12 protein-coding genes and 1 pseudogene are annotated in these 13,434 nt (G+C 59.8%); 12 read left to right on the forward strand and 1 reads right to left on the reverse strand.

Going from position 1 to position 13,434, the window contains the following annotated elements; translation table 11 throughout:
* Positions 1-261: 261 nt before the first annotated feature.
* The 8 genes and pseudogenes from ppsR (at position 262) to ECL_RS11760 (ending at position 8,406) form a co-directional block, all read left to right on the forward strand.
* A complete protein-coding gene (gene ppsR / locus ECL_RS11725) occupies positions 262-1,095 on the forward strand; it encodes a posphoenolpyruvate synthetase regulatory kinase/phosphorylase PpsR (RefSeq protein ID WP_023620693.1) in 834 nt (277 codons plus the stop codon).
* Between the two features lie 152 nt (positions 1,096-1,247).
* A pseudogene (aroH, locus tag ECL_RS11730) lies at positions 1,248-2,295 on the forward strand (3-deoxy-7-phosphoheptulonate synthase AroH).
* Positions 2,296-2,505: 210 nt separating this feature from the next.
* Positions 2,506-2,688, forward strand: a complete 183-nt coding sequence (gene hemP / locus ECL_RS11735; protein WP_013096982.1) for a hemin uptake protein HemP — start codon at positions 2,506-2,508, stop codon at positions 2,686-2,688.
* Between the two features lie 76 nt (positions 2,689-2,764).
* On the forward strand, positions 2,765-4,750 hold the full coding sequence (locus tag ECL_RS11740; RefSeq protein WP_013096983.1) for a TonB-dependent hemoglobin/transferrin/lactoferrin family receptor: 1,986 nt from the start codon (positions 2,765-2,767) through the stop codon (positions 4,748-4,750).
* Between the two features lie 45 nt (positions 4,751-4,795).
* Positions 4,796-5,824 (forward strand): hematinate-forming heme oxygenase ChuS, encoded by a 1,029-nt coding sequence (gene chuS / locus ECL_RS11745; protein WP_013096984.1) that lies wholly within the window; start codon positions 4,796-4,798, stop codon positions 5,822-5,824.
* Entirely contained in the window at positions 5,821-6,642 is an 822-nt protein-coding gene (locus ECL_RS11750) for a heme/hemin ABC transporter substrate-binding protein (RefSeq protein ID WP_013096985.1), read from the forward strand. Before chuS ends, ECL_RS11750 begins: the two co-directional genes overlap by 4 nt.
* Complete coding sequence (locus tag ECL_RS11755) at positions 6,642-7,634, forward strand: FecCD family ABC transporter permease (protein WP_013096986.1); 993 nt, start codon at positions 6,642-6,644, stop codon at positions 7,632-7,634. The genes ECL_RS11750 and ECL_RS11755 overlap by 1 nt, the downstream gene beginning before the upstream one ends.
* Positions 7,627-8,406, forward strand: coding sequence for a heme ABC transporter ATP-binding protein (locus ECL_RS11760; RefSeq protein ID WP_013096987.1), 780 nt, complete (start codon positions 7,627-7,629; stop codon positions 8,404-8,406). The genes ECL_RS11755 and ECL_RS11760 overlap by 8 nt, the downstream gene beginning before the upstream one ends.
* On the opposite strand, the gene ECL_RS11765 is transcribed toward ECL_RS11760, so the two are convergent.
* Positions 8,385-9,296 carry a LysR family transcriptional regulator gene (locus tag ECL_RS11765; RefSeq protein ID WP_013096988.1) on the reverse strand — a complete coding sequence of 304 codons (912 nt, stop codon included), beginning with the start codon at positions 9,294-9,296 and terminating at the stop codon, positions 8,385-8,387. The two genes, ECL_RS11760 and ECL_RS11765, sit on opposite strands and share 22 nt — an antisense overlap.
* A 140-nt stretch (positions 9,297-9,436) precedes the next feature.
* Between ECL_RS11765 and ECL_RS11770 the strand changes: the two genes are divergently transcribed.
* Genes ECL_RS11770 through ECL_RS11785 form a run of 4 tightly spaced genes read left to right on the forward strand, consistent with a single transcriptional unit; the run spans position 9,437 to position 13,429 of the window.
* Complete coding sequence (locus ECL_RS11770) at positions 9,437-10,144, forward strand: CoA transferase subunit A (protein WP_013096989.1); 708 nt, start codon at positions 9,437-9,439, stop codon at positions 10,142-10,144.
* Between the two features lie 2 nt (positions 10,145-10,146).
* On the forward strand, positions 10,147-10,803 hold the full coding sequence (locus ECL_RS11775) for a 3-oxoacid CoA-transferase subunit B (RefSeq protein WP_013096990.1): 657 nt from the start codon (positions 10,147-10,149) through the stop codon (positions 10,801-10,803).
* A 9-nt stretch (positions 10,804-10,812) separates the two neighbouring features.
* The gene (locus ECL_RS11780) at positions 10,813-11,994 is read left to right on the forward strand and encodes an acetyl-CoA C-acetyltransferase (protein WP_013096991.1); all 1,182 of its coding nucleotides are present in this window, start codon (positions 10,813-10,815) and stop codon (positions 11,992-11,994) included.
* 43 nt (positions 11,995-12,037) lie between these two features.
* Positions 12,038-13,429, forward strand: coding sequence for a GntP family permease (locus tag ECL_RS11785; protein ID WP_013096992.1), 1,392 nt, complete (start codon positions 12,038-12,040; stop codon positions 13,427-13,429).
* Positions 13,430-13,434: the final 5 nt, after the last annotated feature.

Genomic DNA, 13,434 nt, shown 5'->3' on the forward strand with positions numbered 1-13,434 from the left:
ACGCTAAAAAAACGGTGAATCGTGTAAGCAATTTAAATTTTCAACTTTTCGGATACTTTCCCTCCACCGGATAAGCCGATGATTCCTATATATTCAGCCAAAAACCACAAAAATGACGTCGCTATTTGAAAAATGAAATCCACTTTTCAGGAAAATCAAAAACACCATTTCATTTTAAATTCAGATAACTTCTTTGCTGTGCAATTAACTTTTTTAATTTATGCTTTCAGACAATTAGGTCCGATATTCAGGGTGGATAAAATGGATAATGCTGTCGATCGCCACGTTTTTTATATTTCTGATGGTACGGCGATTACCGCCGAGGTGCTGGGGCATGCGGTGATGTCACAGTTCCCCGTTTCGATTAACAGCATCACGCTGCCGTTTGTGGAAAATGAGAGCCGCGCGCGCGCGGTCAAGGACCAGATTGATGCCATTTACCAGCAGACGGGCGTGCGCCCGCTGGTGTTCTACTCCATCGTGATCCCGGAAATTCGCAACATCATTCTGCAAAGCGAAGGCTTTTGTCAGGATATCGTGCAGGCGCTGGTGGCCCCGCTGCAGAGCGAACTGAAGCTCGACCCGACCCCCATCGCCCACCGAACCCACGGGCTGAACCCTGGCAACCTGACCAAATACGATGCGCGTATCGCCGCCATTGACTACACCCTGGCGCATGACGACGGCATCTCGCTGCGAAACCTCGACCAGGCGCAGGTCATTTTGCTGGGCGTCTCGCGCTGCGGCAAAACCCCTACCAGCCTCTACCTGGCGATGCAGTTTGGTATTCGTGCCGCCAACTACCCGTTCATTGCCGATGATATGGACAATCTGGTGCTGCCTGCCGCCCTGAAGCCGCTGCAGCACAAGCTGTTCGGGCTGACCATTAATCCGGAGCGCCTTGCCGCCATCCGCGAAGAGCGCCGCGAGAACAGCCGCTACGCCTCCATGCGCCAGTGTCGAATGGAAGTCTCCGAAGTGGAAGCGCTGTACCGCAAAAACCAGATCCCTTGGCTGAACAGCACCAACTATTCGGTCGAAGAGATCGCCACCAAAATTCTCGACATCATGGGTCTTAATCGCCGCATGTACTAATATGCTAGTACATTAGCTCAGATTCAGGTATCATCCACCACATCCTCGGGGCGGAGCCGCCCCGAACTTGAAATCAGCAGGGATTGGTTTAAGGTGATGCCCATCACTTCCCGGTAGTCTGCCGATGAAGCAAAAAATTTCTGAGACATTCCATGAATAAAACCGACGAACTCCGCACAGCGCGCATTGACAGCCTGGTTACACCGGCTGAACTGGCACAGCGGCATCCACTTTCCGCAGGCGTTGCGGAGCATGTTACGGCCTCGCGCCGACGCATTGAAAAAATTCTTAATGGTGAAGACAAACGTCTTCTGGTGGTAATTGGCCCCTGCTCGATCCATGACCTGGACGCGGCGATGGATTATGCAAAACGGCTACAGGGGCTGCGGGAACAACACCAGCATCGCCTTGAGATCGTGATGCGGACCTACTTTGAAAAACCCCGTACCGTGGTGGGCTGGAAAGGATTAATTTCAGACCCCGATCTCAACGGCAGCTATCGCGTTAACCATGGGATTGAGCTGGCACGTAAGCTGCTTTTGCAGGTGAATGAGCTGGGCGTTCCCACGGCCACCGAGTTTCTCGATATGGTGACCGGCCAGTTTATCGCCGATCTGATCAGCTGGGGCGCGATTGGCGCGCGGACCACCGAGAGCCAGATCCACCGTGAAATGGCCTCTGCCCTCTCCTGCCCGGTCGGGTTTAAAAACGGAACCGATGGCAACACCCGGATTGCGGTCGATGCGATCCGCGCTGCGCGTGCCAGCCACATGTTCCTCTCGCCGGATAAGAGCGGTCAGATGACCATCTACCAGACCAGCGGCAACCCGTACGGGCATATCATTATGCGCGGCGGCAAGAAACCGAACTATCACGCCGGGGATATCGCCGCGGCCTGTGAAACGCTGGCCGAGTTCGATCTGCCGGAACATCTGGTGGTGGACTTCAGCCACGGTAACTGTCAGAAACAGCACCGTCGCCAGCTGGATGTCTGCGATGAGATCTGCCAGCAGATCCGCAGCGGTTCAAGCGCCATTGCGGGCATTATGGCCGAAAGCTTTATCCGCGAAGGCACGCAGAAAATCGTGTCGGGTCCAGCCGCTGGTTTACGGCCAGTCGATCACCGACCCGTGCCTGAGCTGGGAAGACAGCGAACTGCTGCTGGAGAAGCTGGCGTCGGCGGTAGATTCGCGCTTCTGATGTTATTGTCGGGTGGCGCTGCGCTTACCCGACCTACGATCCGTGCCCTTCTCCCTCTCCCTGTGGGAGAGGGTCGGGGTGAGGGCATCTGACCGCACTTCACCCACAAATTTGATCCTCTCACCCTTTTTTCACAAAAACGCTTGCCGCGAATTTGCAGTTTATTGATAATGATTATCATTGTTACATTGATTGTTATTTATAAACATTATGTCACGTACGGATAACACTGCGGCAACGCCGCCAAAAACAGACACAGTATCCGCCCCCGCCGAGCGTCGCATTGACAGCAAAACCCTGCTGGGCGATGAGGGACGGGTCATTATCGAGCATGACGGTCAACGCTACCTGCTGCGCCAGACCCATGCCGGAAAATTGATCCTCACAAAATAAACAACACAAAAACTCCGCCAGCCACCCAGGTGAACCCCAGGCAGCCAGCGCTTTCAATTCTTAATGGAGAGTTGCTATGCCACACCTGCCTTCCGCGCCTTTACGTCCGTCACTTCTGGCGCTGGCGATTGTCAGCACCCTGCCGGGCGTCGCGTTTGCTACCACAGATGAAATGACCGTGACCGCCACGGGTAACGCCCGTAGCGCCTTCGAAGCCCCCATGATGGTAAGCGTGATTGACGCCAGCACACCGGATAAACAAACTGCCAGCTCGGCAGCCGACCTGCTGCGTAACGTCCCCGGCCTAACGCTCGATGGCACCGGACGTACCAACGGCCAGGACGTTAACCTGCGCGGTTATGACCGTCGCGGCGTGCTGGTACTGGTTGACGGCGTGCGCCAGGGAACCGACACCGGCCACCTGAACAGCACGTTCCTCGATCCGGCGCTGATTAAACGTATCGAAGTGGTGCGCGGTCCGTCGGCCCTGCTGTACGGCAGCGGCGCGCTGGGCGGTGTGATTGCCTATGACACCGTCGATGCCAAAGATCTGCTTGAGCCGGGTAAAAACAGCGGCTATCGGGTGTTCGCTACCGGTGCGACGGGCGATCACAGCATCGGCATGGGGGCCAGCGCCTATGGCCGCACCGATACCCTGGACGGGCTGCTCTCCTGGTCGAGCCGGGATCGTGGCGATCTGCGCCAGAGTGACGGCACCACCGCCCCGAACGACGAATCCATTCAGAACATGCTGGCGAAGGGTAGCTGGAAAATCGACGCGGCCCAGAGCCTGAGCGGCTCCCTGCGCTATTACAATAACGCTGCACAGGAGCCGAAAAACCCGCAAACCAGTACAGCAGACAGCAGCAGTAACCCGCTGACCGACCGCTCCACCATCCAGCGTGACGCGCAGCTCGGCTATCACCTTGCTCCACAGGGTAACGACTGGCTGAACGCCGACGCGAAAATTTACTGGTCCGAAGCACGTATCAACGCCCAGAACATCGACGGCAGCGGTGAGTTTCGCAAACAGACCACCAAAGGCGGCAAAGTGGAGAACCGCACCCGCCTGTTCAGCGATTCCTTTGCCTCACATCTGCTGACCTACGGCGGTGAGTATTATCGTCAGGAGCAACGCCCGGGCGGGGCAACAACGGGCTTCCCGCAGGCACAAATCGATTTCAGCTCCGGCTGGCTGCAGGATGAAATCACCCTGCGCGACCTCCCCGTGACCCTTCTTGGCGGCACGCGCTACGACAACTACCGCGGCAGCAGCGACGGCTACAAGGATGTGGATGCCGATAAGTGGTCCTCCCGTGCCGGGTTAACCGTCAGCCCGACCGACTGGCTGATGCTGTTCGGCTCTTACGCGCAGGCGTTCCGCGCGCCAACCATGGGCGAAATGTATAACGACGGCAAACACTTCTCCATTGGCCGCTTCTATACCAACTACTGGGTGCCCAACCCCAATCTGCGCCCGGAAACCAACGAAACGCAGGAGTATGGTTTTGGTCTGCGCTTTGATGATGTGATGCTGGCCAACGATGCGCTGGAGTTTAAAGCCAGCTATTTCGATACCAACGCCAAAGACTACATCTCCACCACCGTCAATTTTGCGGCGGCGACCACCATGTCATATAACGTCCCGAACGCCAAAATCTGGGGCTGGGACGTGATGGCGAAATACTCCGCCGACCTGTTCAACCTCGACCTCGCCTATAACCGCACGCGCGGAAAAGATACCGACACGGGCGAGTATATTTCCAGCATCAACCCGGATACCGTCACCAGCAAGCTGGATATTCCGCTGGCACAAAGCGGCTTCTCCGTCGGCTGGATCGGCACCTTTGTCGATCGCTCAACCCACATCAGCAGCAGCTACAGCGAGCAACCCGGCTACGCGGTTAATGATTTCTACGTGAGCTACACCGGCCAGGCACAGCTTAAAGGCGTCACCACGACGCTGGTGCTGGGCAACGCCTTCGACAAACAATACTGGTCGCCACAGGGCATTCCGCAGGATGGCCGAAACGGGAAGATTTTCGTCAGTTATCAATGGTAATCCCCGCCCCGGCTGTCCGGGGCAATGCTTTGAGAGGAAAAGACAATGAATCACTACACACGCTGGCTTGAGCTAAAAGAAGAAAATCCGGGTAAGTACGCGCGCGACATTGCAGGTTTAATGAACATCAGCGAAGCCGAGCTGACCTTCGCCCGTGTGGGCCATGACGCCTGGCGCCTGCGCGGTGACGTCCGCGAGATCCTGGCCGCGCTGGAAGCGGTGGGCGAAACCAAATGCATCTGCCGCAACGACTACGCCGTTCACGAGCAGGTCGGCGCCTTTACCCATCAACACCTGAGCGGCCACGCCGGGCTGATCCTCAACCCGCGCGCGCTGGATCTGCGCCTGTTCCTTAACCAGTGGGCGAGCGTATTTCATATCAGCGAGGCCACCGCCCACGGCGAGCGGCAGAGCATTCAGTTCTTCGACCACCTGGGCGACGCCCTGCTGAAGGTTTACGCCACGGATAACACCGACCTCACCGCCTGGGGCGATCTGCTCACCCGCTTTATCTTTGCCGGGAATCCGCCGCTGGCGTTGAAAACGGCCGATGTCCCGGCTCACGCTGAAAACCCGGACGCCTCGCTCGTGGACACAGAGTGGCGTGCCATGACCGACGTGCATCAGTTCTTCAGCCTGCTCAAGCGTCACAACCTCAGCCGCCAGCAGGCGTTTCGCCTGGTGGGCGACGATCTGGCCTGCAGGGTCGACAACACCGCACTGGCCCAGCTGCTGGAAACGGCACGCCAGGACGGGAACGAAATTATGATTTTCGTCGGCAACCGCGGCTGCGTGCAGATCTTCACCGGCGTGGTGGAAAAACTGATGCCGATGAAGGGCTGGCTGAACATCTTCAACCCGGCTTTCACCCTCCATCTGCTGGAAGGCGCCATCGCAGAATCCTGGGTCACGCGCAAACCGACGTCTGACGGGCATGTCACCAGCCTGGAGCTGTTTGCCGCCGACGGCACGCAGATTGCCCAGCTGTACGGCCAGCGGAGCGAAGGCGAACCCGAGCAGAGTCAGTGGCGCAGCCAGATCGACGCCTTAACGGCAAAAGGGCTGGCCGCATGAAAAAATGGCTTGCCCTGATCAGCGCCCTGCCGCTGCTGGCATTTGCTGCGCCGCAGGAGAAAATCGTCGCGCTCGGCGGCGACGTCACCGAGATTGTCTATGCGCTCAACGCGGCATCTTCGCTGGTGGCACGCGACAGCACCAGCCAATGGCCACAGGCGGCGAACACGCTGCCGGACGTGGGCTATCTGCGCCAGCTGAATGCCGAAGGCATTTTGTCCATGCGCCCCACGCTGGTGCTGGCCAGTGCACAGGCACAGCCGTCTCTGGCGTTAAAACAGGTAGAGCAAAGTCACGTCAGGGTGATCACCGTTCCGGCAGGCAATGACCTCAACGTTATCGATGAAAAGGTTCGGGTTATCGCTGAGGCGACACACCGCGAGGCAGAAGGGAAAACCCTGCGCAACTCGCTGCGTCAGGCGCTGTCGGCGCTTCCCGTGTCACCGCTCAATAAACGGGTGCTGTTTATTCTCAACCACGGCGGGATGACCGCGATGGCCGCCGGGCAACAAACCGCAGCGGATGCTGCCATTCGTGCGGCAGGTCTGCAGAACGCGATGCAGGGCTTCACTCGCTATCAGCCGCTGTCTCAGGAAGGCGTTATCGCCAGTCAGCCCGACCTGGTGGTGATCTCGCAGGATGGCGTGAACGCTCTGGGTGGGGCGGATGCGGTATGGCAACTACCCGGTCTGGCGCAAACTCCAGCGGGACGTCACCGGCAGATGCTGGCCATCGACGATATGGCGCTGTTGGGCTTTAGCGTGCGAACGCCACAGGCCATCCAGCAGTTACGCCGTAAAGCGGAGCAATTGCCCTGATGTCCCGACGCGCCGTACTGGCATTGTGGTTGCTGGCCGCGCTGCTGGCCGTCATGACGCTGGCGGCCAGCGGTGTGGGCGCGTTGCGCCTGCCGGTCAGCCTGCTGTGGAGCGGCAGCGACGACGCGCTGCGTCAGATCTGGCTGACAATCCGCCTGCCCCGCGTGCTGCTGGCGCTGGCAATCGGCGGCTCACTGGCGCTGGCGGGCTGTGTGATGCAGGGACTGTTTCGTAACCCGCTGGCCGATCCGGGCCTGCTGGGGATCAGCAGCGGCGCAGCACTCGCCGTCGCGCTGTGGGTGGTTATTCCGCTCTCGCTGCCCGCGCTGGTGATGCTGTACGCCCCGATGCTGGCGGCGTTTCTCGGCGCGCTGGCCGCCACATTCGTCATTTTCCTGCTCAGCCGGCAGCGTGACAGTTCCCTGTCGCGACTGCTGCTGGTGGGGATTGCCATCAATGCCCTGTGCGGGGCGGCCGTCGGCGTGCTGTCATGGCTCAGTAATGATGCCCAGCTTCGCCAGCTCTCACTCTGGGGCATGGGCAGCCTCGGCCAGGCCCAGTGGTCAACGCTGCTGGCCGTCTGTTCGCTGATGGTTCCCACCGTGCTGGTTATCTGGCGCCTGGCTGGCGCACTTAATTTGCTGCAGCTTGGCGAGGAAGAGGCGCACTACCTCGGGGTGGAGGTGGCCGTTGTACAGCGGCTCCTGCTGCTGTGCAGCGCCCTGCTGGTGGCCGCCGCGGTGGCCGTCAGCGGCGTCATCGGCTTTGTTGGCCTTGTGGTGCCACACCTGGTGCGCATGTGGCTGGGGGCCGACCACCGGGCGGTGATCCCCGGCTCGGTGCTGGCCGGTGCGTTACTGTTGCTGGCTGCCGATACGCTGGCACGCACCCTGGTCGCCCCGGCGGAAATGCCGGTCGGTTTATTGACCAGTCTTCTCGGTGCGCCGTGGTTCCTGTGGCTTATCTTTCGTCGCGGAGGTGCGCATGGCTGAACGCTACTGTGCGGAAAATATGGTCTTTCACGCCGGGCAACGGACGCTGATCGACGACGTGTCGCTGACCCTCTCTCAGGGCGAACTGGTGGCGTTGATTGGCCCCAACGGTGCCGGAAAATCGACCTTGTTACGCCTGCTTACCGGCTATCTCAAACCCGCGAGCGGACGGTGCAGTCTTGCAGGAACGCCGCTTGCGGCCTGGCCGCCGGACAGACTCTCCCGCTACCGGGCGGTCATGCGCCAGAATACCCAGCTCGGATTCGACTGGCCGGTAGAAGCGGTGATCGGGATGGGGCGAGCGCCGTGGACGCGCCGCCCTGAGGCGTCGGTGATTGAGGAGGTGATGGCTATCTCCGGCTGTTTACCGCTGGCGGGCAGGCAGTTTGCGGCGCTCTCCGGCGGGGAGCAGCAACGCGTCCAACTCGCCCGCGCGCTGGCACAGCTCTGGTGCGACGGTGCGCCGCGCGGCTGGCTGTTTCTGGATGAACCCACGTCCGCGCTGGATCTTTACCACCAGCAGCATCTGCTGCGCCTGCTCTCTTCCCTGACCCGTCGGGGGCATTTGCATGTCTGTGTGGTGCTGCACGATCTCAATCTGGCGGCGCTGTGGGCGGATCGGATCCTGCTGTTACATAACGGCAAAATGGTCGCTCAGGGGGCCCCGGAGGCGGTTCTGCAGGCCGATACGCTGACGCGCTGGTACGGCGCGCAGGTGCAGGTTGGCCGACACCCGGCTCATGCTGCACCTCAGGTATTTCTCGCCCCCTGATCGGGCTGATAAAAATCTTTCAGGGTTTCCAGCAAGGCATGCGCCGCTTTTGAGAGCTGCGTGTGCCCTGGATGGATCACCCCGATACATTTTTCTATCGGCGGGCTGTCCAGCGGAATACAGACCGCACCCAGCGATGTCATCTGCGCCTCGCACAGCGCCGGTACGGCACTGCCGCCCAGCCCGCTGGCGACCATCCTTCCTACCGTCACCAGCTGATGGCTCTCCAGCGCCACCTCCAGCTTGCGGCCGCTACGGGCCAGCTCCTCTTCCATCATCAGGCGCACCGCCGAGGGGCGCTGCAGGGTAATGAAATCCAGCGTCAGCAGTTCATTCCAGGAAAGGCGTTTTTTCACCGCAAGGGGGGACGCTTTCGGCACAATGGCGACAAACCGGTCGAGGCCCAGCGGCGTAAACAGCAGGTTATGCGTCGGCGCTGGTTCAAAGGCGATCCCCATCTCGACCCGCCCTTCCCGCACCATCTCAATCACCTGTTCGTTGATGACATCATGCACGGTGACGTTGATCCCGGCATGGCGATCGCGAAACGCTTTCAGCACCTCCGGCAGGACGTTAGCCGCAAACGACGGCATGGCCGCGACCGAGATTTTGCCGCGCTGCAACGTAAAGCACTGGTGCATTGCCTCTTCCACGTTATCCCAGTCAGCCAGCAGCTGCCGCGCCATCGGTAAAAAGGTTTCGCCCTCCTGCGTCAGGGTGACCTTACGCGTGCTTCGCTGCAGCAGCGGGCCCCCCAGCGCATCCTCCAGCCCTTTAATCGTCAGGCTGAGGGCAGGCTGAGAAAGATTTAACCGTTCGCTGGCGTGCGCAAAATTGAGAGTGTGAGCTACCGCTAAAAACGCGCGTAACTGTTTGACACTCATTCTCATTTTTCATCCTGTTAACTAATTGAAAAAATTTAGTTAACAGAAAATTAATAAAAAAACCAAATGAGTGAGTCACAAATTCAAAATTAACAAAAGAGTCGTCGCCCCCAATGATACCGCCACGGACAACAGGAGGGATGGCTATGGCAGGACTGGATAAACGCGTCGGCAGCTATGCGCAGGCGCTGGAGGGGCTGGCGGACGGGATGACATTGCTGGCGGGCGGCTTTGGCCTGTGCGGTATTCCTGAAAATCTGATTGCGGAAGTCAAACGCCGTCAGGTGCAGGGCCTGACGGTGGTATCGAACAACTGCGGCGTGGATGGTTTCGGGCTCGGGCTGCTGCTGGAGACGCGCCAGGTGCGGAAGGTGGTGGCGTCTTACGTCGGCGAGAACGCGCTGTTCGAACAGCAGGTGCTGAGCGGCGAGCTGGAGGTTGAGCTGACGCCCCAGGGCACGCTGGCCGAAAAGGTGCGCGCGGGCGGGGCCGGTATTCCGGCATTTTACACGGCCACCGGCTATGGCACGCCCGTGGCCGCCGGGAAAGAGGTACGTCAGTTTGCCGGTAAGCACTACATCCTTGAAGAGGCCATTACAGGCGATTTTGCGCTGATCAAAGGCTGGAAAGCGGACTGGTACGGCAACGTTATCTACCGCCACACCGCGCAAAATTTCAACCCGCTAATGGCCACCGCAGGACGGATAACCGTGGTGGAGGTGGAAGAGATTGTCCCGCCGGGTGAGCTGCCGCCGTCCGCCATTCATACCCCGGGAATTTATGTCGACAGGCTGATTGTCGGCCAGTTTGAGAAACGCATTGAACAGCGCACGCTGCGCGCAGAGGGAGTCTGACCATGTTAACCCGCGAACAGATGGCCATGCGCGTCGCCCGTGAGCTGCGCGACGGTTACTACGTCAACCTGGGGATCGGTATCCCGACGCTGGTGGCGAACTACATCCCCGCCGGCATGGACGTGATGCTCCAGTCAGAAAACGGACTGCTGGGGATGGGGGAATTTCCCGATGCGCAGAGCCTTGATGCCGACATGATTAACGCCGGTAAGCAGACCGTCACCGCGCGAACCGGTGCCGCCATTTTCGACTCGGCCCAGTCCTTCGCCATGATCCGGGGGGGTCACGTCGACCTCACGGTGCTCGGGGCGTTTGAGGTGGACATGGAAGGCAACATCGCCTCGTGGATGATCCCCGGAAAGATGGTGAAAGGCATGGGCGGCGCCATGGATCTTGTCGCCGGGGCGCAGAACATCATTGTCGTGATGACCCACGCGTCGAAGAGCGGTGAGTCCAAACTGCTGTCGCGCTGCACGCTACCGCTCACCGGCGTGGGCTGCATCCGCCGGGTGTTAACCGACCTGGCCCTGCTGGAAATTAAAGACGGTGCGTTCATTCTGCGTGAATACGCCCCCGGCGTCGGCATTGACGAGATCGTCAGCAAAACTGCCGGAAAAATCATCGTGGCGGACGACGTTCGCGAAATGCGCTTTAGCTGAGGACTCAACATGAAAAACGTCATGATAGTCGGGGCAACGCGAACGCCGATTGGCAGTTTTCGCGGTTCGCTCTCTCCCCTTTCCGCCGTTGAACTTGGTGCTGTCGCGGTGCGCCGCCTGCTTGAGGAGAGCTCGCTTTCGGCAGGTGACACAGACGAACTGATTTTTGGGCAGGTGCTGACGGCAGGCTGCGGACAAAACCCGGCACGTCAGACGGCTATCGCCGCCGGACTGCCCGTCAGTACCCCTGCCACCACGGTCAATCTGGTCTGCGGCGCGGGGCTGAAGGCGGTACAGCTTGCGGCACAGGCTATCCGCTGTGGAGACGCAGAGGTGGTGATCGCGGGCGGTCAGGAGAGCATGAGCAATGCCCCTTACCTACTGGATGGCGCCCGTTCCGGGCTGCGTTTTGGCCACACAGGCCTGCAGGACAGCATGATCGTCGACGGCCTGTGGGATGCGTTTAACGATTACCACATGGGGATCACTGCGGAAAACGTCGCCCGGCAGTACGGCATTTCACGCGAACAGCAGGATGCCTTCGCCGCCGGGTCACAGCAAAAGGCGGCGTCTGCCATCGAATCTGCTCGCTTTGAGGCCGAGATTACCCCTGTAACGGTGAAACAGGGCAAGAAGCCGCCATTGGTGATTCGTCATGACGAACAACCCCGGCCAGGAACCACCGCAGAACAGCTTGCGCAACTACGCCCCGCGTTTCGCCAGGAGGACGGCACGGTCACGGCGGGGAATGCCTCCACCCTGAACGATGGCGCCGCCGCGGTGTTGCTGATGAGCGAAGAAAAAGCGCGGGCGAGCGGACTACCGGTGCTGGGCCGGATCGTGAGCTACGCCGTTACCGGGGTTGACCCGTCCGTAATGGGCATCGGCCCCGTCAGCGCCTGCCAGACCGCGCTGGCGCGGGCAGGCTGGACGCTGGATGAGGTGGATCTCATCGAAGCCAACGAAGCTTTTGCCGCGCAGGCGCTGGCGGTTGGTAACCTGCTTGGCTGGGATGCGCGCAAGGTGAACGTTAACGGTGGCGCTATCGCGCTGGGCCATCCGATTGGTGCATCCGGCTGTCGGATCCTTGTGACGCTGCTGCATGAGATGCAGCGCCGTGACGCCAAAAAAGGGCTGGTCACTCTGTGCATAGGCGGCGGGCAAGGCATTGCGCTGACCGTCGAGCGTTAAACCTCTCGTGAATACCCGAATATAACAACAGTAAGGAGTCGCAATGAGTGTGTTAATTGCCCTGGCGGCGCTGGCGCTGCTGATGCTGGCGGCCTATCGCGGATATAGCGTTATTCTTTTTGCGCCCATTGCGGCGCTGGGTGCCGTGCTGTTAACCGACCCGGGCGCTGTCGGCCCGACGTTTACCGGCCTGTTTATGGAAAAGATGGTGGGCTTCGTCAAGCTCTACTTCCCGGTGTTCCTGCTGGGCGCCGTGTTTGGCAAGCTGATTGAACTCTCCGGCTTCTCACGCTCCATTGTTGCCGCAGCGATTCAAATCCTTGGCCGCCGCCACGCCATTCCGGTGATTGTGCTGGTCTGCGCACTGTTAACCTACGGCGGCGTGTCGCTCTTTGTGGTGGCGTTTGCCGTTTATCCTTTCGCCGCCGAACTGTTTCGCCAGAGCGGGATCCCCAAACGGCTGATCCCGGCGACCGTGGCGCTGGGGGCGTTCTCGTTCACCATGGACGCCCTGCCCGGCACGCCGCAGATCCAGAATATTATCCCCACCAGCTTCTTCGGCACTAATGCCTGGGCTGCCCCCTGGCTGGGGCTGATTGGCTCGCTGTTTATTATCTGCTTTGGCCTGCTCTGGCTGGAGCGCCAGCGGCGGAAAGCGCTAAATAACAATGAAGGTTACGGCACGGATCTGAAAAACGAACCGGAAACGCCGGACAACATTAACCTTCCCCATCCGCTGATTGCGATTTCCCCCCTGCTGGTGGTGGGGATCCTCAACCTGCTGTTTACCCGCTGGATCCCCGGCTGGTATGGCACCAGCCACGAGCTGACCCTGCCCGGACTGGCAAAGCCGATTGTGACCGAGGTCAGCAAGATCACCGCCATCTGGGCCGTGGAAGCTGCGCTGATTTCCGGTATCGTGCTGGTGCTGATCTTTGGCTTTCGCAACATCCGGGGACGTCTGGCGGAAGGCAGCCGGACGGCAGTGAGCGGCGCGATCCTGGCGGCGATGAATACCGCCTCGGAATATGGTTTCGGTGCAGTTATCGCCGCCCTGCCCGGCTTTCTGGTCTTATCCCACGCGCTGGCGGCTATTCCGAACCCGTTACTGAATGAAGCGATCAGCGTGACCGTTCTCGCCGGGATCACCGGTTCGGCTTCAGGTGGGATGAGCATTGCGCTGGCGGCCATGGCAGACAGCTTTGTCGCCGCCGCCCATGCCGCGAATATTCCGCTGGAGGTCCTGCACCGGGTGGCTTCTATGGCCAGCGGTGGCATGGATACACTCCCCCATAACGGCGCGGTGATTACGCTGCTGGCCATCACCGGTCTTAGCCATCGTCAGGCCTATGGCGGTATTTTCGCCATCACGATCATCAAAAGTCTGGCGGTGCTTTTTGTCATTGCCGTGTTCTATCTCACCGGCATTGTGTAAGGAGA

Source organism: Enterobacter cloacae subsp. cloacae ATCC 13047 (genome assembly GCF_000025565.1).
Taxonomy (GTDB): Bacteria; Pseudomonadota; Gammaproteobacteria; order Enterobacterales; family Enterobacteriaceae; genus Enterobacter; species Enterobacter cloacae.

Bases quoted from the DNA above. Each gene is read 5' to 3' on its own strand.
- ppsR (WP_023620693.1), top strand. From the start codon at position 262: ATGGATAATGCTGTCGATCGCCACGTTTTTTATATTTCTGATGGTACG.
- hemP (WP_013096982.1), top strand. From the start codon at position 2,506: ATGTCACGTACGGATAACACTGCGGCAACGCCGCCAAAAACAGACACA.
- ECL_RS11740 (WP_013096983.1), top strand. From the start codon at position 2,765: ATGCCACACCTGCCTTCCGCGCCTTTACGTCCGTCACTTCTGGCGCTG.
- chuS (WP_013096984.1), top strand. From the start codon at position 4,796: ATGAATCACTACACACGCTGGCTTGAGCTAAAAGAAGAAAATCCGGGT.
- ECL_RS11750 (WP_013096985.1), top strand. From the start codon at position 5,821: ATGAAAAAATGGCTTGCCCTGATCAGCGCCCTGCCGCTGCTGGCATTT.
- ECL_RS11755 (WP_013096986.1), top strand. From the start codon at position 6,642: ATGTCCCGACGCGCCGTACTGGCATTGTGGTTGCTGGCCGCGCTGCTG.
- ECL_RS11760 (WP_013096987.1), top strand. From the start codon at position 7,627: ATGGCTGAACGCTACTGTGCGGAAAATATGGTCTTTCACGCCGGGCAA.
- ECL_RS11765 (WP_013096988.1), bottom strand. From the start codon at position 9,296: ATGAGAATGAGTGTCAAACAGTTACGCGCGTTTTTAGCGGTAGCTCAC.
- ECL_RS11770 (WP_013096989.1), top strand. From the start codon at position 9,437: ATGGCAGGACTGGATAAACGCGTCGGCAGCTATGCGCAGGCGCTGGAG.
- ECL_RS11775 (WP_013096990.1), top strand. From the start codon at position 10,147: ATGTTAACCCGCGAACAGATGGCCATGCGCGTCGCCCGTGAGCTGCGC.
- ECL_RS11780 (WP_013096991.1), top strand. From the start codon at position 10,813: ATGAAAAACGTCATGATAGTCGGGGCAACGCGAACGCCGATTGGCAGT.
- ECL_RS11785 (WP_013096992.1), top strand. From the start codon at position 12,038: ATGAGTGTGTTAATTGCCCTGGCGGCGCTGGCGCTGCTGATGCTGGCG.